The organism is Roseospira visakhapatnamensis (assembly GCF_014197915.1).
GTDB lineage: Bacteria > Pseudomonadota > Alphaproteobacteria > Rhodospirillales > Rhodospirillaceae > Rhodospira > Rhodospira visakhapatnamensis.
The window spans coordinates 14,584-37,488 of sequence record NZ_JACIGK010000004.1 but is presented as its reverse complement, the minus strand read 5'-3'; the positions used below and the strand labels follow the sequence as shown (position 1 = coordinate 37,488).

Annotated in this window: 19 protein-coding genes and 2 tRNA genes; 14 read left to right on the top strand and 7 right to left on the bottom strand. The window is 71.2% G+C overall.

The window, feature by feature from the left end; translation table 11 throughout:
- Positions 1–22: 22 nt before the first annotated feature.
- The gene (locus tag GGD89_RS03705; RefSeq protein WP_184042765.1) at positions 23–1,042 is read right to left on the bottom strand and encodes an NUDIX hydrolase; all 1,020 of its coding nucleotides are present in this window, start codon (positions 1,040–1,042) and stop codon (positions 23–25) included.
- A gap of 254 nt (positions 1,043–1,296) precedes the next feature.
- On the opposite strand from GGD89_RS03705, the gene clpB reads away from it, so the two are divergent.
- The 4 genes from clpB to GGD89_RS03685 all read left to right on the top strand — a co-directional run bounded on the left by clpB (position 1,297) and on the right by GGD89_RS03685 (position 4,939).
- Positions 1,297–3,888 (top strand): ATP-dependent chaperone ClpB, encoded by a 2,592-nt coding sequence (gene clpB, locus GGD89_RS03700; protein WP_184042764.1) that lies wholly within the window; start codon positions 1,297–1,299, stop codon positions 3,886–3,888.
- 136 nt (positions 3,889–4,024) lie between these two features.
- Positions 4,025–4,101: transfer RNA gene (locus GGD89_RS03695), tRNA-Pro, on the top strand.
- A gap of 296 nt (positions 4,102–4,397) precedes the next feature.
- Positions 4,398–4,697, top strand: a complete 300-nt coding sequence (locus tag GGD89_RS03690) for an ETC complex I subunit (protein ID WP_184042763.1) — start codon at positions 4,398–4,400, stop codon at positions 4,695–4,697.
- A 165-nt stretch (positions 4,698–4,862) separates the two neighbouring features.
- Positions 4,863–4,939 (top strand) — tRNA-Arg (locus GGD89_RS03685).
- 119 nt (positions 4,940–5,058) lie between these two features.
- Here GGD89_RS03685 and GGD89_RS03680 read toward each other — a convergent pair.
- Both GGD89_RS03680 and GGD89_RS03675 read right to left on the bottom strand, forming a co-directional pair.
- Complete coding sequence (locus tag GGD89_RS03680; protein WP_184042762.1) at positions 5,059–5,394, bottom strand: hypothetical protein; 336 nt, start codon at positions 5,392–5,394, stop codon at positions 5,059–5,061.
- 336 nt (positions 5,395–5,730) lie between these two features.
- Positions 5,731–6,120: a DUF6858 family protein gene (locus GGD89_RS03675; protein WP_184042761.1), complete on the bottom strand. Its 390-nt coding sequence runs from the start codon at positions 6,118–6,120 to the stop codon at positions 5,731–5,733.
- A gap of 457 nt (positions 6,121–6,577) precedes the next feature.
- Here GGD89_RS03675 and GGD89_RS03670 point away from each other — a divergent pair, with 457 nt between their 5' ends.
- Complete coding sequence (locus tag GGD89_RS03670) at positions 6,578–7,318, top strand: hypothetical protein (protein WP_184042760.1); 741 nt, start codon at positions 6,578–6,580, stop codon at positions 7,316–7,318.
- Between the two features lie 3 nt (positions 7,319–7,321).
- The gene (locus GGD89_RS03665; RefSeq protein ID WP_184042759.1) at positions 7,322–7,999 is read left to right on the top strand and encodes a FlgO family outer membrane protein; all 678 of its coding nucleotides are present in this window, start codon (positions 7,322–7,324) and stop codon (positions 7,997–7,999) included.
- An 81-nt stretch (positions 8,000–8,080) separates the two neighbouring features.
- Here GGD89_RS03665 and murA read toward each other — a convergent pair whose 3' ends face one another.
- Together murA and dcd are read right to left on the bottom strand one after the other, a co-directional pair.
- Positions 8,081–9,361 carry a UDP-N-acetylglucosamine 1-carboxyvinyltransferase gene (murA, locus tag GGD89_RS03660; protein ID WP_184042877.1) on the bottom strand — a complete coding sequence of 427 codons (1,281 nt, stop codon included), beginning with the start codon at positions 9,359–9,361 and terminating at the stop codon, positions 8,081–8,083.
- Positions 9,362–9,479: 118 nt separating this feature from the next.
- Positions 9,480–10,037 carry a dCTP deaminase gene (dcd, locus tag GGD89_RS03655; RefSeq protein WP_184042758.1) on the bottom strand — a complete coding sequence of 186 codons (558 nt, stop codon included), beginning with the start codon at positions 10,035–10,037 and terminating at the stop codon, positions 9,480–9,482.
- A 393-nt stretch (positions 10,038–10,430) separates the two neighbouring features.
- Here dcd and GGD89_RS20480 point away from each other — a divergent pair, with 393 nt between their 5' ends.
- Positions 10,431–12,065 carry a response regulator gene (locus GGD89_RS20480; RefSeq protein ID WP_184042757.1) on the top strand — a complete coding sequence of 545 codons (1,635 nt, stop codon included), beginning with the start codon at positions 10,431–10,433 and terminating at the stop codon, positions 12,063–12,065.
- Positions 12,066–12,278: 213 nt separating this feature from the next.
- Positions 12,279–13,505, top strand: a complete 1,227-nt coding sequence (locus GGD89_RS03645; RefSeq protein ID WP_184042756.1) for an E22 family MetX-like putative esterase — start codon at positions 12,279–12,281, stop codon at positions 13,503–13,505.
- A 33-nt stretch (positions 13,506–13,538) separates the two neighbouring features.
- On the opposite strand, the gene msrB is transcribed toward GGD89_RS03645, so the two are convergent.
- Positions 13,539–14,003, bottom strand: a complete 465-nt coding sequence (gene msrB, locus GGD89_RS03640) for a peptide-methionine (R)-S-oxide reductase MsrB (protein ID WP_184042755.1) — start codon at positions 14,001–14,003, stop codon at positions 13,539–13,541.
- A gap of 390 nt (positions 14,004–14,393) precedes the next feature.
- On the opposite strand from msrB, the gene hpnC reads away from it, so the two are divergent.
- From hpnC to GGD89_RS03610, 6 genes are all read left to right on the top strand, one after another.
- A complete protein-coding gene (gene hpnC / locus GGD89_RS03635) occupies positions 14,394–15,341 on the top strand; it encodes a squalene synthase HpnC (protein WP_184042754.1) in 948 nt (315 codons plus the stop codon).
- Positions 15,342–15,424: 83 nt separating this feature from the next.
- Positions 15,425–16,618: a glycosyltransferase gene (locus GGD89_RS03630; RefSeq protein ID WP_246422463.1), complete on the top strand. Its 1,194-nt coding sequence runs from the start codon at positions 15,425–15,427 to the stop codon at positions 16,616–16,618.
- Positions 16,615–17,505 (top strand): presqualene diphosphate synthase HpnD, encoded by an 891-nt coding sequence (gene hpnD / locus GGD89_RS03625; protein WP_184042753.1) that lies wholly within the window; start codon positions 16,615–16,617, stop codon positions 17,503–17,505. The genes GGD89_RS03630 and hpnD overlap by 4 nt, the downstream gene beginning before the upstream one ends.
- 11 nt (positions 17,506–17,516) lie before the next feature.
- Positions 17,517–18,809, top strand: a complete 1,293-nt coding sequence (gene hpnE / locus GGD89_RS03620) for a hydroxysqualene dehydroxylase HpnE (protein WP_184042752.1) — start codon at positions 17,517–17,519, stop codon at positions 18,807–18,809.
- Positions 18,810–19,063: 254 nt separating this feature from the next.
- Entirely contained in the window at positions 19,064–21,196 is a 2,133-nt protein-coding gene (shc, locus tag GGD89_RS03615; protein ID WP_184042751.1) for a squalene--hopene cyclase, read from the top strand.
- On the top strand, positions 21,184–21,900 hold the full coding sequence (locus tag GGD89_RS03610; protein WP_184042750.1) for a phosphorylase family protein: 717 nt from the start codon (positions 21,184–21,186) through the stop codon (positions 21,898–21,900). The genes shc and GGD89_RS03610 overlap by 13 nt, the downstream gene beginning before the upstream one ends.
- Positions 21,901–22,128: 228 nt before the next feature.
- Here GGD89_RS03610 and GGD89_RS03605 read toward each other — a convergent pair whose 3' ends face one another.
- Complete coding sequence (locus tag GGD89_RS03605; RefSeq protein WP_184042749.1) at positions 22,129–22,884, bottom strand: XRE family transcriptional regulator; 756 nt, start codon at positions 22,882–22,884, stop codon at positions 22,129–22,131.
- Between the last annotated feature and the right edge of the window lie 21 nt (positions 22,885–22,905).

Genomic DNA, 22,905 nt, shown 5'->3' with positions numbered 1-22,905 from the left:
ATGTTTCAAGCCCGCGACGCGATCACGGATAGGCCCCGCGTCGTGTCGCCGTGACCCGCACCCCCGGCGCCGGCCGTTCGCGGGCGACCTCGGGGCGGAAGCGCATCAACCGCGCCGGCCGGCCGCCGGTGTCCGGGTCCAGGGCGCCGGTCTCCTCGACCAGTTTCTGCTGGGTGACCAGTCGGCGGAAGTTCTGCTTGTGAAGCGGCACGCCGGAGATCGCCTCGGCGGTGCGTTGCAGGCGCAGCAGCGTGAAGGTCTCCGGCAGCAGTTCGAACAGCACCGGACGATAGGTGATCTTGCCCCGCAAGCGGCTGATCGCCGTGGCCAGGATGCGGCGGTGGTCCAGGACCAGGGGCCGGCCGCTCCAGGCGCCGAGAGGTCCGGGGGGCGCCCGGCCGGCGTCCCACCAGGCCTCCGGCATCAACGCGGCCTCATAGAGCAGTTCGTAGCGCTCCAGCGCGCGGTGCCCGTCCCAGGCCAGCGGATCGGCGCCGAAGGTCAGGCTTGTTCGCTCCGCTCGCGCCGCGCGGGTCTCGGCGTCGGGCGCGGCCGCCGCCCAGGTCTCCAGCGCCGCCCGGGCGGCCGCGCGCGCGGGCGGGTCTCCGGCGCGGCCGTCCTCCCAGGGAAAGCAGGCATACCACGGTACCCAGGCGGCGGCCCGGGCGGTGGCCCGAGCGGTGGTGCGGTCGCGGGTGGGGTCGGGCACCGGGCCGGCCTCGGGCACCAGCGCCACGTAGGTGATGGACAGGGTGCGCCCGCCGTCCTCCCGCCGGGGGTGCCCGGGTGGCAAGGGGCGGTCGCCGAAGGTGTACAGTTGCTCCACATAGCCCAGGGAAAGGCCGGTGCGCCGCTCCACCCAGTTGCGCAAGCCCGCCTGCAAGGTGCCATGGCGGGGTTGCAGGGGGCCGCTGGGCAGGGTGGGGCGGTGCTCGTCGTCGCCGGACAGCACCAGCACCACCGGCGTGTCCTCGGTCACGGCGATGATGACGGCGGTCAGGTCCACCGTGACGGGGCTGGTCGGGGTGTCGGGGACGGGCATCGGACGGGGCCTGCGGGGCGGAGAATGCGGATGCCACAGCGAACCCGGCGGCGGGCGGCGGGTCAAGGGCTTCCGTCGGCGCCTGTCGGACGCGGCGCGCGTCGCAACTTGCGGGCGCCCCCGCTGGCTCCCCATATCGGATCAAGCTTCGTCACCATCTGGCGCCCGCCTGTCGGGGGCGCCGTTCGGGGGGACGCGCGGTTGCCCGCCGCCGGGGGCCGGTGTCCTCGCCACGCCACGAGAGGACCACTGTCATGGATCTGGAAAAATTCACCGACCGCGCCAAGGGCTTCCTGCAAGCGGCGCAGACCATCGCGCTGCGGGAGACCCAACAGCAGGTCACGCCCGAGCACCTTCTGAAGGCCCTGCTGGACGATCCCGAGGGCATGGCCGCCCGCCTGATCGCCACCGCCGGCGGCGATGCCGACCGGGCCAAGGCCGACATTGATCTCGCCGTGGGCAAGCTGCCCCGGGTCGAGGGAGCGTCGTCCATGTACTGGGCGCAGGCCACCAGCCGGGTGCTTGATCAGGCCCTGCAGATGGCCGCCAAGGCTGGCGACAGCTTCGTGACCGTGGAACGCCTGCTGCTGGCCATCGCGCTCGCCAAGGGCACCACGGCGGCCCAGGTGCTGGCCGACGCCGGCGTCACGGCCCAGGCGCTCAACGGTGCCATCGAGGCTCTGCGCAAGGGCCGCACGGCCGATTCCGCCGGCGCGGAGCAGCAGTACGACGCCCTCAAGAAGTACGCCCGCGACCTGACCGAGGCCGCCCGCGACGGCAAGCTGGACCCGGTGATCGGCCGCGACGAGGAGATCCGCCGCACCGTCCAGGTGCTGTCCCGGCGCACCAAGAACAACCCGGTGCTGATCGGCGAACCCGGCGTCGGCAAGACGGCCATCGCCGAGGGCCTGGCGCTGCGCATCGTCAACGGCGATGTGCCCGAGTCCCTGCGCGACAAGCGGCTGATGGTGCTGGACCTGGGCGCGCTGGTGGCCGGCGCCAAGTATCGCGGCGAGTTCGAGGAGCGCCTGAAGGCGGTGCTGTCGGAGATCGCCTCCAGCGACGGCGAGTATGTGCTGTTCATCGACGAGATGCACACCCTGGTGGGCGCCGGCCGGGCCGAGGGCTCCATGGACGCCTCCAACCTGCTGAAGCCGGCGCTGGCGCGCGGCGAGTTGCACTGCGTGGGGGCCACCACGCTTGACGAGTACCGCAAGCACGTGGAGAAGGACGCGGCGCTCGCCCGGCGCTTCCAGCCGGTGTTCGTGGCCGAGCCCACGGTGGAGGACACCGTCTCCATCCTGCGCGGCCTCAAGGAGAAGTACGAGTTGCACCACGGGGTGCGCATCGCCGACGGTGCCCTGGTGGCGGCGGCGACGCTGTCGAACCGCTACATCACCGACCGCTTCCTGCCGGACAAGGCCATCGACCTGGTCGACGAGGCCGCCGCCCGGCTGCGCATGCAGGTGGACAGCAAGCCCGAGGCCCTGGACGAACTGGACCGGCGGGTGATCCAGCTCAAGATCGAGCGCGAGGCCCTGAAGAAGGAGACCGATCCGGCCTCCCGCGACCGCCTGGGCAAGCTGGAGGACGAATTGTCGGACCTGGAGTTGAAGGCCGGCGAGATGGAGGCCGCCTGGCGTCGCGAGAAGGGCGCCCTGGCCGACGTCACCAAGCTGAAGGAACAGCTTGACCAGGCGCGGAACGACCTGGACGCCGCCAAGCGCCAGGCCAACTGGGCCCGGGCCGGGGAACTGGAGTACGGGGTTCTCCCCGACCTGCAACGCCGCCTGGAGGCGGCCGAGGCCGGTCAGGCCCAGGCGACCCTGAACGAGGTGGTCACCGACGAAACCGTGGCCGGCATTGTCTCCCGCTGGACCGGCATCCCCGTGGACCGCATGCTCACCGGCGAGCGCGACAAGCTGTTGGCCATGGAGGACGCCTTGGGCGCGCGCGTGGTCGGCCAGGCGGAGGCGGTGACCGCCGTTGCCAACGCCGTGCGCCGGGCGCGCGCCGGACTGGGCGATCCCAACCGGCCCATCGGCTCGTTCCTGTTCCTGGGTCCCACCGGCGTCGGCAAGACCGAGTTGACCAAGGCGCTGGCCGCCTTCCTGTTCGACGACGAGACGGCGCTGATCCGCGTGGACATGTCGGAGTACATGGAAAAGCACGCCGTGGCCCGCCTGATCGGCGCGCCGCCGGGCTACGTGGGCTATGACGAGGGCGGCGCCCTGACCGAGGCGGTGCGCCGGCGGCCCTATCAGGTCGTGCTTTTCGATGAGGTGGAGAAGGCCCATCCCGACGTGTTCAATGTGCTGCTCCAGGTGCTGGACGAGGGGCGCCTCACCGACGGTCAGGGCCGGGTGGTGGATTTCAAGAACACGCTCATCGTCATGACCTCCAACCTGGGCGCCGATGTGCTGGCCGCGCAGGCCGAGGGCGAGGACTCGGCGGCCGTGCGCGGGGTGGTCATGGAAGAGGTGCGCGCCGCCTTCCGGCCCGAGTTCCTCAACCGCCTGGACGAGATCCTGCTGTTCCACCGGCTGTTCAAGGAGCACATGGCGGGCATCGTCGACATCCAGATCGCCCGCCTGGTCAGGCGCCTGGAGAACCGGGGGATCGCCCTGTCCCTGGACGCGGCCGCCAAGGCGTGGCTGGCCGAGCGCGGTTACGATCCGGTCTACGGCGCCCGGCCGCTCAAGCGGGTGATCCAGCGCCACCTGGAAAACCCCCTGGCCGTGATGGTGCTGGAAGGCCGCATCGGCGACGGCGACACGGCGGCGGTCTCCGCCGGCGAGGGCGGCCTGATCGTCAACGGCCAGGCGGTGGGCGCCGAGGCCGCGTAGGTGGGAAGGCGCGGGGGGCGGGGGCGGCGCGGGGCGGCGTCCTCGACCGCGCCGTCCGCGCGCCACCATCGCGCTTGCGTCCGGGCGCGGCGGTCACTAAGAAACAGGAAGGCCGGACAGCACCCCCGGTCGCCATCGGGGCGTAGCTCAGCCTGGTAGAGCGCTAGCTTTGGGAGCTAGAAGCCGGAGGTTCGAATCCTCTCGCCCCGACCACGACGACGGCTGTCGTCGCGCCGTCTGTCCTGGTCCGCCGGCATGCGGGCTCTCGTGGGGGATTCTCGTTCCGGAGTCTCTTGGGGGAGTCTCACGGTGGACCACGGGTGCGTCGCGGCGCGGGGGCTGTCGGCCGCGATCCTACACGGCGCGAGACAGGCTCCGTGTCGCGCCGAAGCCCGTCGCCCGACCGTTCGCATCGGCTCCGGGTGTGGGAGCGGGCCGGTGCCGCTCGGCGGATGAGTCCCACTCATCCGCCGCTGGTATGACCACCAGCAGGGAAGACTTGTCAGACCATGACCAGGACCGTGCGTATCTACCAGCCGGCCAAGACCGCCATGCAGTCCGGGCGCGGCAACACCCGCCAGTGGGTGCTGGAGTTCGAGCCCGCCCAGGCGCAGCGCAACGACGCCCTGATGGGCTGGGTGGGCCGGGGAGAGACCACCAATCAGGTGCGCCTGCGCTTCCCCACCAAGGCCGAGGCCCTGGCCCATGCCAAGCGTCAGGGCTGGGCCGTCCAGGTTCAGGACCCGCCGGTCCGGCGCCATCGCATCAAGGCCTATGCCGACAATTTCGCCTACACCAAGGTGAGCTGATCACGGTATGGTGCCCCCACGGGTTCAACCGGGTGGCCGACGGTCGTGCCGTCCGGTCCCGTCGACACCCGCCCGCGCCGGCCGCCGTTCGATCCTTGGCGGGTGGGGATGGTCTGTGCGGGGGCATGTCCGGGGATGGTTTGCCGTGTGGGTCCGCATCCACGGGTGCCCGTAGCTCAACTGGATAGAGCATCCGCCTTCTAAGCGGACGGTTGCAGGTTCAAGTCCTGCCGGGCGCGCCATTTCTCCTGACGTCGAAAGACCTTGCCGGAGCCTTCAGCGGTTCGGACGTCGTCCGATAGGGCCTGTTCCGTCTCCTGATATCGCCCACCGGCCGGGTCCGCGCCGTGGCCGGCGCGGATCATGATGGTCCGCGCAGGGTCTCCACCTGCTCGATCACCGCCTGATGGTCGATGAAGAACCCCAGGCCCAGGCTGACCAGCATCAGCACCGCGCTTTCGTCCCAGCGGGTCAGGTGCGGGGCCTGCATGGCGTTTTCCGACAGGAAGGCGGCCACTAGGGCGGAGACGATGGCGCCCACCCAGAGCATGGGGCTGACCACCGCGAGCAGCATGCCCTGCGGCGCGGTGGAGCCCACCAGCAGGGCGATCGACAGGAACAGTCCCAGGCGCAACAGGCTGGCCTGATTCAGGGCCCGGATGGTGGCGTCGGACGGCTCGTGTCGATGATGCACCATGGCCGGCTCCCTCGCGTGACGTCACCAGGCGCGTGATACCCGCGGCGGATAAATGAGACTCATCCGCCGAGCGGCCACGGACTGCAACGGTCCTTCTCAAGGGCCGTTGGTATGACATGGCCGGGGCGACCGCGCCCGGTGTTGCGTCCCACCCCGCGACACCATGTCCGGATGGCCCCTGGGGCGAAGGCCCGCGTTCACCGAAGAGGTGGGCCGGACAGGATCGGGAATCAACTGAAAACGGCGGGCGAAAACGGCGGGTGCGTGGTCGCCGGCCGGGGCATGCCACCCTCCGGTCGCGCCGCCCGGTTTGCCGTGGCGGGCCGTCCGGGCGCCTCAGCGATCGCGAAGCGCGCGTGTCCAGGTTTCCATGGCCGTGTTGGCCACCGGCATGGGCGCCTCAAGGAAGGTGATCTCGAACCGGTCCTTGGTCTGGGCGATGCCGATCGATCGGGGGCGGACGGCGAGCACGCCGGCGTTCGGAAGCTTGACGCCGAAGCAGAACACGACGTTCTTGGCGGCCATGATCGCGGGGTCGATCTCGCCACCAATGTTCTTCGTGTGTTCGTAATGGTCGAACGTGGCGATGAACGTGGCCTTGTCGTCTTTTTCTATTTCTTTCCTGTAGTAATCGATGATCTCATCCACCGATGTTTTCGAGGTTTCGGTGAAGGCCAGTTCCATGTGATAGACAGGATACTTTTCTTGCAGGGTGTACTGCCGCATGGGACTCTCCGGCGCAGGGGGATGACGTCGACTCGGGGCATGGCGCGGCACCGCGTCGTCGGGTGGCGCCGGGGCAGGCGCTCCCAACCCTGGCGGCCCCGGCCCCCCGCGCACATTGAAAATCCGCAATCGACACACCCATAATCGGTCGGCGGCCCGCACGCGGACCCGGGGAGCGCACCCTGGTGGCCACGGTCCGGCATGTCGCGCTCCTGGGCGACCGGCGATGAAAGCGTTGTGTGAAGGATTGCTTTCAGAAACTTGGTTTCATTGAGTTATGGGGTTAGTGTATTGTTAATGACCCCCGCGCTACCGTGCCGGTTTCCGGGACGAGTTCGCCTGGGGCGCCCATGGGATCGACACCGACGCGGTGCCTGGAGCATCGCCGGATACCTCGTCCCGTCGTGGACCGTCCCCCACCGGGAACGGACCACCCGAACCGCCAGGGGACCGGACCGTGCGACACACATCTGCAGCATCCTCGGCCGCCAAGGTCGCCCTGGGGGTCGCCCTGGGGGTCACCGTGGGGATCGCCCTCGGGCTGACGCTGGGGCTCGGCGGATGCGCCCGGGCGCCGCTCTCCGTCGGCCAGCCGCTGCAGGCCCAGAACGAGTTGCAGTCCGCGACCCACTGGCGCACGCTGGCCAGCGACGTGGGCCTGCGCCTTCGGGAAACGTTCAAGCGTGTGCCCCCGGGGGCGCGGCTCTACGTCCAGGGGCACGCCGACAACCTGGATTTCGAGGAGGTGTTCCGGGGCGCGCTGGCCGAGGAGCTGCGCCGGCGCGGTCTTGAGGTGGTCAACCGCAAGGCCGATGCCCACTTCACCCTGGCCTACGGGACCCGCATCACCGATCACGCCCTGGACACCGACCTGCCGCTGGGGTCGATCACCGCCGCGACCGCCGCCATTCGCGGCATCGTCGAACTGGCGACGGTCAGCGAGACCGGCGCCATCCTGGCCACCGGCGCCTTCCTCGATCTGGCGCGCGGGGGGCTGACGCCCGATGACCTGGCCGAGGTCACGGTGTCGCTGTCCTTGATGGGGCGAGACGGCGCGGTGTCCACCAAGGCGCTGACCTACTACATCACCCGGGCCAACGCCCGCCACTATCCCAACCTGCCGCTGCCGCCGCTCTACGCGGTGCCCGCCAATCGGTTGCCGGAGCCGCCGGTCACCTACATCGCCGTCGAGGAGTGAGGGATGACCATGCGCTCCACACGGGTCCCTCTGCTGGCCTCCACCGCCGCCGTCGCCATGCTGCTGGTAACTGCGTGTAGCATCGACAGTCCAACGGTTGCTCGACCAGAGACTGAGGATCGGCGCCCCTTCTCCAACACGGCCATGAGCCGGACCGTCGAGGCGGACATCACCGTCGCCAGCTACAACGCGGTGGACCAGTTGGTCGAGAACGCCGCCGCGCCGCTGTCGGCCGACAAGCCCATCCTGGTCACCACCATGGTGGACGGTGGCGACCTGACGCGGAGCGCCGACCTGGGGCGCCTGATCTCGGAACAGATGGCCTCGCGCCTGGCCAACGCCGGCTACACCGTGCACGAACTGAAGCTGGGGGCGGCGCTGAAGATCCGCGAGGGCACCGGCGAGTTGATCCTGACCCGCGACGTGCGCCAACTCAGCCGGGTGGCCGGCGCCCAGGCGATCATCGCCGGCACCTACACCGAGGCCAATTCGCGGGTGTTCGTGAACGCCCGACTGGTGCAGGCCCATGACGGCCGCATGCTGTCGGCGGTGGACTTCGAACTGCCACGCACCCGCGATGTCAAGGTCCTGCTGATGTCCGACACCCAGGACCCGTCGGGCCTGGACAGCCTGGGCGACCACATGCAGACCTACGTCATTCCGTCGCCGATCGGCCACTGATCCCAGCGGCGGATGAATGTGACTCATCCGCCGAGCGGGCCGGCCACGGACCGCAACTGTCATTCTCAATGACCGTTGGTGTCAGCCGCGCAGCCGCTCAATCTCGGCGCCGCAGGCGGCCAGGCGCGCCTCGACGGTCTCGTAGCCCCGGTCCAGGTGGTAGACCCGGTTGATGATGGTCTCGCCCTCGGCCGCCAGACCCGCCAGCACCAGACACACCGAGGCGCGCAGGTCGGTGGCCATCACCTGGGCGCCGGACAGATGCGTCTGCCCGCGCACGATCGCCGAGCCGCCGTGGATGTTGATGTCGGCGCCCATGCGCACCAGTTCCGGCACATGCATGAAGCGGTTCTCGAAGATGCTCTCGGTGATCATCGCGGCGCCGGTCGCCGTGGTCATGAGCGCCATCCACTGCGCCTGCATGTCCGTGGGGAAGCCGGGATAGGGCTTGGTCATCACGTCCACCCCGCGCAGGTCGCGGTCGCGGGCGTCCACCACCAGGCCGGCGTCGGTGGCGGTGACCGAGACCCCGGCCTCCTCCAGGTGGTCGATGACCGCTTCCAGAAGGCCGTGTTGCGTGCCCTCCAGCAGCAGCCGGCCCCGGGTGACGGCCGCCGCCAGGGCGTACGTCCCCGTTTCGATGCGGTCGGCGACGATGGCGTGGGTGGCGGCATGCAGCCGGGGCACGCCGCGCACCCGCAGGGTGTTGGTGCCCAGGCCCTCGACGCGGGCGCCCATGGCGTTGAGGCAGGTGGCCAGGTCCGTGATCTCGGGTTCGCGGGCGGCGTTCTCGATCACCGTCTCGCCGTCGGCCAGCACGGCGGCCATCAGCGCGTTTTCGGTCCCGCCCACGGTGACGATCGGGAAGACGATGTCGTTGCCCTTCAGGCCACCCGAGGGCGCGCGGGCGTCGATGTAGCCGCCCTCCAGGGTGATCCGCGCCCCCAGGGCCTCCAGGGCCTTCAGGTGCAGGTCCACGGGGCGGGTGCCGATGGCGCAGCCGCCGGGCAGCGACACCCGCGCATGGCCATGGCGCGCCAGCAGCGGTCCCAGCACCAGCACCGAGGCGCGCATCTTGCGCACGATGTCGTAAGGCGCGGTGGCGCCGGTGATGGCGCGGGCCGTCAGCACCAGCCGGCGGTCGGCCGCGCGGCCGTCGAAGTCGGCGTCCACGCCGGTGCCGAGCTGGCCCAGCAGGGCGATCATGGAGTCGATGTCGGCCAGCCGGGGCACGTTGGTCAGGGTCAGGGGCTGGTCGGTCAGCAGCGCCGCCGGCATCACCGTCAGGGCGGCGTTCTTGGCGCCGCCGATGGGGATGGTGCCCTCCAGGCGCCGTCCCCCGCGAATGCGGATCCGGTCCATGGTGGCGGCGTGTCCTCTCGCGGCCGGAGACGGGTCGTGTCCACCCGTGGGATGGCGCCTGTCGCGGGCGATCGGGGCGGCGACCGGATCGGCCAGCACCGCGTCGGAGACGACCGTGTCAGAGACGGGGGAGTGTGACACCTTTCTGTCCTTGATACTTGCCCCGCCGGTCGCGGTAGGACACCGCGCAGGTCGGGTCCCCGCGCAGGAAGATGAACTGGCAGGCCCCCTCGTTGGCGTAAACCCGCGCCGGCAGGGGCGTGGTGTTGGAGAACTCCAGCGTCACATGCCCCTCCCATTCCGGTTCCAGGGGGGTGACGTTGACGATGATGCCGCAGCGGGCATAGGTCGACTTCCCCAGACAGATCACCAGCACATCGCGCGGGATGCGGAAGTACTCCACGGTGCGCGCCAGGGCGAAGCTGTTGGGCGGGATGATGACATGATCCTCGACCGCCCGGTTCACGAAGCTCTTGTCGGAGAACTGCTTGGGGTCCACCACCGCCGAATCGACGTTGGTGAATACCTTGAACTCGCCGGACACGCGGGCGTCGTAGCCGTACGAGGACAGGCCGTAGGAAATCACCCCGCCGCGTTCCAGGCCATCCACGAAGGGGTCGATCATGCCGTCGCGGGTGGCCCGCTCCCGGATCCAGGAATCGGGCATCACGGCCATGAGCGGGGGACTCCATCGCTGGAGGGGGGCTGTTCTGGATCGTCATCGGCCGCGCGTGCCCGGGTCTGCGCCTTGCGCCGGGCCAGATTGGCGCGCAGGGCCGCGGCGCTGCGCGCCCTGCGGTCGGTGTCCGGCGGGGGGCCGTCACCGGACCCCTGGGGCGCGGTCGGCGAGGACGGAGGTGGGGACGGCGGCAGTGTGGCACGAGTCATGGGCGCACTTTGGCGTGGTGGGGGCGGGTCGTCAACGACCGGCTGGCCCGTCCGGGCTTGGTGTGTTCGGGGCCGGGCACGCGCCGGGGGTGGACGGCCGGCGGCGATTCGGGTCATGGTCGCGGACTGTTCGGGCCCATGTCGTCTCCCCCTCCGCCCGCATCGTTCGCGAGGTTGCGCCGTGCCGCGCCAGTCATCGTCTCGTCTCGACACCGGTTCGGCGGTGCCTCCGGAGGTCGTCCTGGCGGCGCTGGACCTCGCCCCGCAGGCCCTGGTGGTCGCCCGGGCGGACGGGCGGGCCTGGCTGATGAATGCCCGCGCGCGGGGCGTGCTCGGCGTGACGGACCCGGCCCGCGTGGCGACGTGGAGCGGGCGCCTGCCGGCGGCCGGCGGCGGCGAGGGGGGTGGCTGGGTGAGCCTGCCGCGCGGGGACGGCACGGCGATCCCCTGCTGGGTGTGGTCGCGGCCCCTGCCGCTGGCCGCGACCGGCGCCGGCCCGACCCCCGGGCCTGACGGCGAGGCCGGGGCGGAGCGCGCGGTGCTGCATGCCCTCTGGCCCTGTCGGGTGGACGCGACGCCGCCGGCCGCCAGCGATCACCCCGGTCTCGACGACCTGGTGGCCATGACCGCCCACCATGCCCTTCTGGGGGAGATGGGGGGCGCCCTGGCCCATCAGATGAGCCAGCCCCTAAACATCATCCGCCTGACGGCCGAACGCGCCGTGCTGGAGGCGGAGCAGGTCGCCGGCCCCGCCGCCCATCGCGACCCCGTGGCCGACCGATTCGCCCGTCTGGCCGATCAGGCCGAGAACCTGTTCGGTATGATGAGCCTTGTCCAGGGCGCGCCGGCCGTCAGCGGTGCCGGCGATCTGGTGCCGGTGGACCTGGGGGCGGTGATGACGCGGGCCACCAATCTGGCGCGCGGGCAACTGCGGGCGGCCGGCTTGAAGCCCGAACTGGTCATGTCCGAGGGGATGCCCCTGGCCTGGGGTGAGCCGATCACGCTGTTGCAGGCGGGGTACGCGGTGCTGACGGTGCTGGCCGACACCGCACGCGGCGAGGATGGCACGGCCATCGCCGATCACGCGCGTCCGGTCCGGAGTCCGCGCGGGGCCGTCGCCGCGCGGGCCGATCTGGCGCGGGCCCTGGTGGTCCGCGTGGACCTGGAGACGGCGCCGCCCGGGCGGCTGGTCATTGACCTGGCGCGCGACCTGACCCTGGAGGGCCGGGCCGCCCTGATCCCCGTGGCCCCCGACCTGTCGGTGTCGCGCCGGGTGGTGCTGGCCGCCGTGGCGCTGGCCCCCCTGGGCGGGCATCTGTGGATGCTGGTGGACGACCAGGGGGCGTTGCGGGGGGTGCGCCTTGACCTGGCGCGGGTGTCCTCCGGCGAGGCGGGGGATGGGACCTTGGACGCGGACGCGGACGGGGCGGCGCCGGCGGCCGTCGGCGACGGGCGGGTCCGCGTGCTGCTGGCCGAGGACGAGATCGAGGCGGCCGCCGAGATCGCCGAGTATCTGCGGGACCTGGACTACGCCGTGACCATGGTCGAGGACGCGCAGGCCGGCCTGCGGGCGCTGGACGAGGGCGTTTTCGACGTGATCGTCTCCGACGTGTCCATGCCGGGAGGCGGCGCCGCCACGCTGTTGCGCGCGGTCGAGGCCGGGCACCCGGATCTGGCCGTGATCCTGGTCAGTGGCCTCGCCCTGGACCACGACGACACCCGCGCCGATCTGGCCGACATGGCCGACGCGGTGCTGCGCAAGCCCTTCGGTCTCGGGCAGTTGCGCGAGACCCTGGAGCGTGTGCTCGCCGGCTGAGTCCGGGCGCGCCGGCGTGGCGTCCGGTCCTGATCCCCGCCCTGGGTGACGAGGGGTCACCGGATCGCGATCGCGTGTTCACACGGACTTGATGCGGCGATCGAATGACCGCCATGATACCGGAGCCCCGCGCGACGTCTTGACGGCGCGCCGATCCGGGCGCGCGCCGTCGCCCGTCCGAGCCTTGAGCCGAAGCCTGTGGGAGGATCCGTCATGCACACCCGCGACACCCGCCGTGCCCGGCGCGCGGCCAGGGCCGCCCTGCTGTCCGTGCCCCTGAGTCTGGCGCTGGCCCCGGTCCTGAGCAGCGGCCCGGCCGCCGCCTACGAGCCGCTGGTGGAAAAACAAAGCGTCACCATTCCCGTCTTCACCACCCAGGGCGGCGAGACCATCCCCGAGATGACCCTGGGGTGGGAGTCCTACGGCACCCTCAACGCGGCCCGCGACAACGTCATCCTCATCACCCATTTCTTTTCCGGCACCTCCCACGCCGCCGGCCGCTACGCCGCCGATGACGCCGCGCCGGGGTATTGGGACTCCATCATCGGCGCCGGAAAGCCCATCGACACCGACCGCTTCTTCGTGATTGCCGTCGATACGCCCGTGAACCTGGGGGTTCACAATCCGACGGTCATCACCACCGGGCCGGCCACCCTCCATCCGGAGACCGGCGCGCCCTGGGGGATGGACTTCCCAATTCTCACCATCCGCGACTTCGTGGAGACCCAGAAGGCGCTGCTGGACCAGTTGGGCATCTCGCGCCTGCATGCCGTGATGGGCGCGTCCATGGGCTCCCTGCAGGCCTACGAGTGGGCGGCGACCTATCCGGACAAGGTGGAGCGGGTGATTCCGGTGATCGGGTCGGGCTGGGCGGATGGCGACCTGATCGCCTGGTTGAACATCTGGGGCGCGCCCATCCGGCTGGATCCCGACTGGAACGGCGGCGACTACTACGCGGGGACGCCGCCGCTGCGGGGCCTGGCCGAGGCGCTGAAGCTCGTCACCCTGCACGCCCAGCATCCGGAATGGTCCAACGGTGTGTTCGGCCGCGCCTGGGCCGACGAGGGCCGCGATCCGGCGGATGGCTTCGACCACCTGTTCCAGATCGAGGCCGCGCTGGACAGCGCCGGCGCCGCCCGGGCGGCGACCTCCGACGCCAACCATTTCCTCTACCTGTGCAAGGCCAACCAGCTGTTCTATGCCGGCCACGGCGGCGGCCTGTACGACGGTCTGCTGGCCATCGAGGCGCCGGTGTTGCTGATCCACACCGACGAGGACCTGATCTTCCCGGGTGATGCCGTGCGCGAGACCGGCGCGATCATCAAGTCCGACGGCACGCCGGTGGAGATCGTCGAACTCCAGGGCACGCGCGGCCATCTGGACGGAGTCGTATCCATCGCCCAGGCGGGCGCCGCGATCCGGGCGTTTCTGGCGCGGTAGCGGGCGCCGACCCGGACCCCCGCGCGTCAGGGTTCAACGCCGCCCGGCGTCCGGCTCGAAGTCCAGCGCCGCGCCGTTCATGCAGTAGCGCAGCCCGGTGGGGGCCGGGCCGTCCTCGAAGACGTGGCCCAGGTGGCCGCCGCATTGGGCGCAATGCACCTCGGTTCGCGGCATGGCCAGCACGTGATCGGTGGCGGTGCCGACGGCGCCGTCCAGCGGCCGGAAGAAGCTGGGCCAGCCGCTGCCGCTGTCGTATTTGGTCTGGGCATCGAACAACGGGGTGCCGCAGCCGGCACAGCGGAAGGTGCCGTCGCGCTTCTCCTCGTTCAGGGGGTGGGAAAACGGGCGCTCCGTGCCGTGGCGGCGCAGCACCCGGAACTGCTCCGGCGACAGCGTCGCCTTCCAGTCCGCCTCGGACCGGGTGACCGGAAAGGCCGTCTGCTCGCCGGCCGTGTCGCGCCCGCCAGCACCCAGAACGCGCGAGAAAATGCCGCCCATGATCGCCTCCGCTGAGATGACGGGCTCCGCCGACCGGATCCCCCGCGACCCATGTTGGCGGCCCCCGGGCCGGGATCAAGGTGGCGCGCAAGGGGGTGACTCCGCATCGGGTCGCGGCGCGGGGGCAGGCGCGGGCGCCATCGCCCCTCTCGCCTTCGTGGGCGCGGTCTGCTAAACCTCGGGTCACGGCGAGTCGGGATCACCCCGATACGGTCGTGGCGCGCGGGGCCCGCGACGCCATGTCCGGTCGCCGCGGAGCCGTCCTAGAGCCTTGGCCGCCGCCGCGCGGTCGTCCGACGGGCTCTAGCCCTTTGTTCTCGCGCTGAGACGGGGTCGCCGCTTGGTCTGGCCGGCCCGACGTCCGCGCCAGCCGATCCGAAGCACCCTCGCATGTCGTCGCCGTCGCCCGCCGCTGTTCCCGTCCCGCCCGCGTCCGCCGCGCCGCCCCCCGGTCCAACGGCGGCGGCCGATCCCGCCGATCCGGCCACCGGCGGTCCGGTCGGCGCCGCCGAGGCGCCGTCCGGCAAGGGCGCCGCCACCGAGAACTTCCCGGTCGGATCCTTCCTGCTGCCCCCCTGGGCGCGCCCGCATGTGGCCGTGTTCTACGCCTTCGCGCGGGCCATCGACGACGTCGGCGACGCGCCCGACCTGTCCCCGGCCGAGAAGATCGCCCGTCTGGAGGGCTTCGAGGCGGCGGTCACCGGCCGCGAGACCCGGGATCCCGCGTTCGTCAAGGGCCACCGCATGCGCGAGAGCCTGCGGGCCACCCTGGTGACTCCCCGGCATTGCGTGGACCTGATCGCCGCCTTCAAGCAGGATGCGGTCCAGGGCCGTTACGCCGACTGGGACGACCTGATGGGCTACTGTTTCAAGTCGGCCTCGCCGGTGGGGCGGTACCTGATCGACCTGCACGGCGGCTGCCGGGGCGGCTACGGTCCGTCGGACGCCCTGTGCAACGCCCTTCAGGTCATCAACCACGTCCAGGACTGCCAGGACGACTACCGGACCCTCGACCGGGTTTACCTGCCCCAGGACTGGATGGCGGCCGAGGGCGCGCGGGTCGAGGATCTGGACGGCGCCGCCTGCACGCCGGGCCTGCGCCGGGTGCTGGACCGCTGCCTGGACGGCTGCCGCGCCCTGTTGGAGGAGGCGCGGGCGTTGGCCCCGGGCATGCTCAACCGGCGCCTGGGCCTGGAAAGCGCGGTCATCGTGACGATCGCCGAGACCCTGGTGCGCAAGCTGTCCCGGCACGATCCGGTGGCCGGGCGCGTGCGCCTGTCGAAGGTCGAGGCGGCGCTGTGCGCGGTGCGGGGCGTGGCGCGGGGCATGGCCCGGTGAGCCGATGGCGAGGGAGCGGCGCGACATCGGACCAACGATGAACACGGCGACAACCATCATGACCGCGGGGAGGCGGCGACGGCATGCTTGAGGCGATGTCCTTCGTGGGGGCCATCACGCCGGCCGGGTGGGCCTCGCTGGCGGCCCTGATCGTGTGGATCGGGCTTCTGGCGGGGCGGGGCGGGTTCTGGCGCGCGGACCAGAAGTTGGACATGACCGCCGTGCGGCGTGTCGAGGCGGGGCCGGTGGTGGCCGTGGTGCCGGCCCGCGACGAGGTGCACACCATCGGCATCACCGTGCGCTCCCTGCTGCGCCAGGACTACCCCGGGCCGCTGTCGGTGGTGGTGGTGGACGACGACAGCCGCGACGGCACCGCCGATGCCGCCCGCGCGGCGGCGGAGAAGGCGAACGCGTCCGACCGCCTGCACGTGCTTCAGGGGAAGCCCTTGCCCGAGGGCTGGTCGGGCAAGCTGTGGGCGGTGCATCAGGGCGTGACGCACGCCCGCGCGGTGGTCGAGCCCAAGGCGGCGTTCCTGTTGCTGACCGACGCCGACATCGAACACAACCCGGGCAACCTCAGCCGCCTCATGGCCGTGGCCCTGCACGACGACCGGGCGCTGGTGTCGCTGATGGTGCGGCTGCGCTGCGTGTCCGGCTGGGAGAAGCTGCTGATTCCGGCCTTCGTGTTCTTCTTCCAGAAGCTCTATCCCTTCCCCTGGGTCAACCAGCCGGGCAAGCGCACCGCCGGGGCGGCCGGGGGCTGCATGCTGGTGCGGACCGACGCGCTGGATGCCGTGGGCGGGATCGAGGCCATCAAGGGCGCGCTCATCGACGACTGTACGCTGGCCCAGCGCATCAAGGGCACCGGGCGATCGATCTGGCTGGGCATCGCCACGCGCACGCGGTCCCTGCGGCGCTACCAGGCGGTGGGCGAGGTCTGGCGCATGGTGGTGCGCACCGCCTTCACCCAGTTGCGGCATTCGGTCCTCGCCCTGGTGCTGATGCTGGCCTTCATGACGCTGGCCTACCTGTGGCCGCCGTTCGCCGTGGCCTGGGGCCTGACGGTGGGCGACTGGGTGGCGGCGGCGCTGGCGCTGGCCGCCTGGCTGCTGATGGCCGTCGCCTACTGGCCGACCCTGAAGGTCTATCACATGCCGCGCTGGCGGGCCTTGTCGCTGCCCGTGGCGGCGTTGCTGTACGCCCTGATGACCCTGGATTCCGCGCGCCGCCACTGGTTCGGACGCGGCCGGCCCTGGAAGGGGCGGGTGTATTCATGAGTGGGACCGTCCCTTCGCACGACCCCGGGCTCCCCGATCCCGAGGCGATCGCCGCCGTCACCGCCATCACCGACGCCTCGGGCACGTCGTTCGGCGGCGCCATGCGCATCCTGCCACCGGAGCGCCGCGACGGCATGTTCGCCGTCTATGCCTTCTGCCGGGTGGTGGACGACATCGCCGACGAGCCCGCGCCCGAGCCCGACAAGATGGCCCGCCTGGTCGCCTGGCGGGACCGGGTGGAGGCCATCTGCGCCGGCCGTCCTGATCCCCGGGAGCCGCTTGATCGCGCCCTGGCCTGGGTGGTGGCGCGCTTCGGCTGCCGGCGCGAGGACTTCCTGGCGGTGCTGGACGGCATGGCCATGGACGCCCCGCCGCGCGTGCGCCTGGCCGACGGGGCGGCGCTGGCGCTGTACTGCGACCGGGTGGCCTGCGCCGTCGGCCGCCTGTCCAACCCGGTGTTCGGCATTCCCCCGGCGCAGAGCGCGCCGCTGGCGGCGGCCGTGGGCCATGCCTTGCAACTGACCAACATCCTGCGGGACGTATCCGAGGACGCGGCGCGCGACCGCGTCTACCTGCCGGCCGATCGCCTGGCGGCCCATGGCCTGGTTCCCATGCCCGACGACGCCACGGCCATCCTGGATCACCCGGCCGTGCCCCGGGTGCGCGCGGAACTGGCCGTCCTGGCCGAGGCCCGCTTCGCCGAGGCCGATGCCCTGTTCCGCCGGCTGCCCCGGCGGCCGGCGCGGCCGGCGCGGGTGATGAAGGAGGTCTATCACGCCCTGTTCCGACGCCTGCGGGCGCGCGGCTGGACGCAGGTGACGGGACCCGCCGCGCGCGTGCCCAAGCCGGTCAAGATATGGCTGGCGGCGCGGCACGGTCTGCTGTGACGGGGGCGGCCATGGACCTGACGGCGGATCATCGGGCGCCCCGCGTGCATGTGGTGGGGGCCGGGCTGGCGGGCCTGGCCTGCGCGCTCGACCTGGCGCTGGGGGGCGTGCCGGTGCGGCTGTACGAGGCCAGCGGCCGCGCCGGGGGGCGGGCCCGCTCCTACCACGACACGCGTCTGGACCGGACCATCGACAACGGCAATCACCTGCTGCTGTCGGGCAACCGCTCGTCGCTGCGCATGCTGCGTCAGGCCGGCGCCCGCGACAGCCTGGTGGGGCCGGACACCGCCCGCTTTCCCTTCCTGGACCTGCGCACCGAGGAGCGCTGGACGGTGCGCATCGGACCCGGTCGGTGGCCCGGCTGGGTGCTGGACCCGGCGCGCCGGGTGCCCGGCACGCGGGCGCGGGACTATCTGGTGGGCCTGCGGCTGGCGCGGGCCGGCGCCGGAGCCTCGGTGGCCGACGTGCTGGGGCCGTCCGGCCCCTTGTATGACCGCTTCTGGCAGCCGCTGGCGGTCTCCGCCCTCAACACCGAGGCCGAGCGTGCCCAGGCCCGGTTGTTGTGGCCGGTCCTGCGCGAGACCTTCGGGCGGGGCGGCGGCGCCTGCCGGCCGTTGTGGGCGCGCCGGGGCCTGAGCGAGACCTTCGTGGGGCCGGCGCTGGCCACCCTCGACCGGCATGGGGTCCGCATGCAGGTCAACCGCCGGCTGAAGGACCTGGAGGTGCGCGCCGAGCATATCCAGCGGCTGGTGTTTCAGGACGGCGCCGAGGCGGTGGAGCCGGGCGAGGTGGTGGTGCTGGCCGTGCCGCCATGGTCGGCCAGCGTGCTGCTGCCGGGGTTGCGGGCGCCCAACCAGTTCCGTCCCATCGTCAACCTGCATTTCCGGCTGCCCGGGCCGCCGCCGGGCGGGGGATTGACGGCGCCCCTCGGCTTGCTCGGGGGCACGGCGGAATGGCTGTTCACGCGCGGCGACATCGCCTCGGTGACCATCAGCGCGGCCGATCACGTGGTGGACCTGCCGCCCGAGGCGCTGGTTGACCAGGTCTGGCCCGAGGTCGCCCGGGCGTTGCGCCTGGCCCCCGACATGCCGGCGCCCCCGGCCCAGGTGATCAAGGAAAAGCGCGCCACCTTCGCCCAGACGCCCGACCAGGTGGAGCGTCGTCCGGGGCCGCGGGGTCCCCTGGGCAACCTGGTGCTGGCGGGCGACTGGACCGACACCGGCCTGCCCGCGACCATCGAGGGAGCGGTGCGCTCCGGTCACAGGGCGGCGGAAACGGCCGTTGTGCTGCAACGCAAACCTTGACGGATCCGCTTCCGGCAGTCAAAAAACGCCATACGGGGAGTCATGTGAGCAAGAATGCTGGGCATGATGTGTGCCGAGAAGGTCCCCACGCGGCGGTCGCAAGGGTTCGTGCCCCGGCTTTTTGAGGGGCCGCACAGGACTTCGAGCCGCGGGGTTGATCGATCACCTCCAGACACCGGAACCTCCGCCGGTGGCGTCCAACGCCGCCCAATGATCCACGGGACGTACTTGTGTCCAAAGGACTGTTTACATCCATGACCCACGCGCTGCCCAAGGCCAACAACGTCATCGAGTTCGAGCCGCGCGCTTCCCTGGCCTCCCCGGGCCGCCCGGTCCGGGGGTTTCCCGCCTCCAGTGTCGCGGCTCACGCCGTCGCCCCCGATCCGGTGTTCGCCGATGCCCCGCCCCAGGGCCATGAGACCGAGATTCCCCCATCGACACCCGATCTGAATGGCGCCGACCTGGACGATACCATCGCCGATGCGGCGTCGTGGTTGCAGGGACGCCAGGACGGCGATGGCCATTGGGTCTTTGAACTGGAGGCCGATGCCACCATCCCGGCCGAGTACATCCTGCTGAACCATTTCCTCGATCAGGTGGACGATCCGCTGGAGCGGCGCATCGCCGTCTACCTGCGGCGAGGGCAGGGACCGCATGGCGGCTGGCCGCTGTTCCACGACGGCGACTTCAACATCAGCGCGTCGGTCAAGGCGTACTACGCCCTGAAGCTGGTCGGCGATCATCCCGACGAACCCCACATGGTGCGCGCCCGCGAGGCCATCCTGGCCCACGGCGGGGCCGCCGCCAGCAACGTCTTCACCCGCTACACCCTGGCCATGTTCGGGCAGGTGCCGTGGCGGGCCTGCCCGGTGGCCCGGGTCGAGGCGATGTTGCTGCCGCGATGGTTCCCGTTCCACCTGGACAAGGTGTCGTACTGGGCGCGCACGGTCATGGTGCCCCTGTTCGTGCTGTACTCCCGTCGCGCGCGCGCCGAGAACCCGCGTGGCGTCGACATCCGCGAACTGTTCATCACTCCGCCGGAGAAGGAGCGCCGGTACCACACCAACCCGACCGGGCACTGGCTGGGCCGGGTGTTCCTGGGCGTGGACGCCGTCGCCCGGCTGCTGGAGCCGCTGTTCCCGACGGTGGCGGAACGCAAGGCCACCGAGAAGGCCATGGCCTTCATCGGCGCGCGGCTGAACGGCGTGGATGGCCTGGGGGCCATTTTCCCGGCCATGGCCAACGCCCTGATGGTGTTCCACATCCTCGGCTACGGCCGGGATCATCCCCAGGTGCGGGTGGCCCGTCAGGCCATCGACGGCCTGGTGATCGAGAAGGGCGACCACGCCTACGTGCAGCCCTGCCTGTCGCCGGTGTGGGACACGGGGCTCGCCTCGCTGGCCATGGCCGAGGTCGACGCCCAGGCCCATGGCCTCGATACCCGGGGGGCGGCGATGCGCGAGTCCGCCGTCGCCAACGCCTGCGGCTGGCTGCGGGACCGGCAGGTGCTGGATACCGTCGGCGACTACGCCGCGTGGCGGCCGGATGTGCGGCCGGGAGGCTGGGCCTTCCAGTACAACAACGACCACTATCCCGACGTGGACGACACGGCGGTGATCGGCATGCTGCTCGACCGGGCGCGTCTGCCGGAAAACAAGGAGGCGATCGACCGCGCCGCCGAGTGGATCCTGGGCCTTCAGTCCGAGAACGGCGGCTGGGGCGCCTTCGATGCCGATAACGAGTACTATGTGCTCAACAACATTCCCTTCGCCGACCATGGCGCCCTGCTGGACCCGCCCACGGTGGACGTGTCGGCGCGCTGCCTGGGCTTCCTGGCCCAGCTCGGCTACGACCGCGACCACCCGGCCATGGCCCGGGGCCTCGTCTATCTGCGCGAGCAGCAGGAGCCGGACGGCTCCTGGTTCGGCCGCTGGGGCACCAACTACATCTACGGCACATGGTCGGCGCTGGCCGCCTTCAACGCGGTGGGCGAGGATCTCCAGGCCCCGCACATCCGCGCGGCCGTGGCCTGGCTGCACCGGCGCCAGCAGGCGGACGGCGGCTGGGGCGAGGGCTGCGAGAGCTACTGGACCGAGAAGCGCGACTTCGTGAAGGCGTCCACGCCCACCCAGACGGCCTGGGCCGTGCTCGCCCTGATGGCCGCCGGCGAGGTGGACAGCCCCGAGGTCAAGCGCGGCATCGCCTACCTGATGAAGGCGCCGCGCGACGGCGGCATGTGGGACGAGAAGCTGTACAACGCCGTGGGCTTTCCGCGTGTGTTCTACCTCAAGTACCACGGCTATCCGGCGTTCTTCCCGTTGTGGGCGCTGGCCCGGTACCGCAACCTGACGCGCGGCAACTCCCAGCGGGTGTCGTGGGGCCTGTAGGCGCCGGTCCCGACGCGCCCGTCGGCGTGGTGACCGGACTCACCAGCGAGGCGCGCGCCCTGGCCGGGGTCGCCGGGTTGCGGACGCGCTGCCTGGGACCCGGTCCGGACACGGCCGAGGCGGCGGCGCGCGCGCTGCTGGCCGAGGGCGCCGGGGCGCTGGTCAGCGCCGGTATCTGCGGGGCGCTGGATCCGGCCTTGCGCCCGGGCGACGTGATCCTGCCCGTCCGGGTGGCGGATCGTCATCAAGAGGCGCGCGCCTGGCCCGTGGATGCCCCGTGGCATGGCGCGGCGATGGCCCGCCTTGCCGCCGACGTCCGGCCGTCAACCGGCGTGCTCCTGGGCTCCGATCGGGCGGTGGCGTCGGTCGAGGGCAAGCGACACCTGGCGGCCCGCACCGGGGCCGTCGCGGTGGACATGGAAAGCCATGCGGTGGCGCGGGTGGCGGCGGCCGCCGGCGTTCCCTTTCTGGTGCTGCGCACCGTGGCCGATACCGCCGGCGATGCCCTGCCCCCCTGGCTGGCGGGGATGCTCAACCGGGATGGCACGCCCAATGCCGGCGTCGCCCTGCGGCGCCTGCTGGCCGGCCCCTGGCGTCTCGCCGGCCTGCTGCGCCTGGCCGCCCGCAGCCGCGCCGCCGAACGCGCCCTGACGGCGGCGGCGCCGGCCCTCGTGGCGGCACCCTCGGCTCGCGCGCAGGGCTAGCGCACTGATTCGGATAAAAGATGCCGTCCGCATTCCTTTTTGTCTGAATCAAAAGCTCACCAGAAAGAATACTTTGCGCAGAGACGTTTGCATTCCAGGGTGAACCCCTTGAATGCGTCGCCGCATTAGAGCGTGTTGCGTGATTTTGGACTCACCCAAAACGCTCTACGTTTTTGTTTCTAAAGCAAATCGTCGTCGCGATCCGGTTCGGATCGCTCGGGATTTGCTCTAGCGTCGGCTGTACTTGCCGACGATCAGGTGGAAGCTGATCACCTCGTCCCGGGCCACATCGAAGTCTTCCGGCGGATTGAACTGACGGAGCCGCAGGCCCTGGGGGTCGTGGCGCACCAGACGCTTGACCAGGGCACACTGGCCGCCGTTCAGGCGCCGGATCACCAGCACGTCCTGGCCGGCGTAGGGCGGCCGCGTGGGGTGGCAGAGGATCATATCGCCCGGCTCGAAGGCCGGGCTCATGCTCTCGCCGATCATGTAGAAGCCGAACCCCCCGTTGACCCCCTCCAGCGGGGCCGGCCGACGCACCCATTCGATCGGCTCGAAACTCACGATCATCTCCCCGTCCGGCCCCCCCAGGGCCGATCCGAACACAGGCAGGTCGCGTCCCCCGACCAGCCCGTCCAGATGCGGCCGGTCCAGGTCCACGTCGGTCGTCATCGCGTCCCCGTCCGGCGGCCCGGTCGCCGCCGGCGCGGTGCCGATGGCCTCTTCCGAGAACCCCGACGCGATGTTCGGTACATTTCGTACCAGACCCGGATCGTCGGCGCGCTCCCCATAATGGATCCACGCGGGCGAGACCCGGAAAGCCTCAGCGTACCGCGCAATCATATCCGCCTTCAATCCCCTCTTGCCGTTCTCATGGGCTTTGTACGTGTTGAGATTCCAGCCGAACCGAGTCGCGGCCTGGCTCGCGGTGGCGAAACCGGCGGTGGCGCGGGCATGACGGAGCCTGTCGGCGGGAGTCTGCATGATTCGAAGCCTATCACGGGA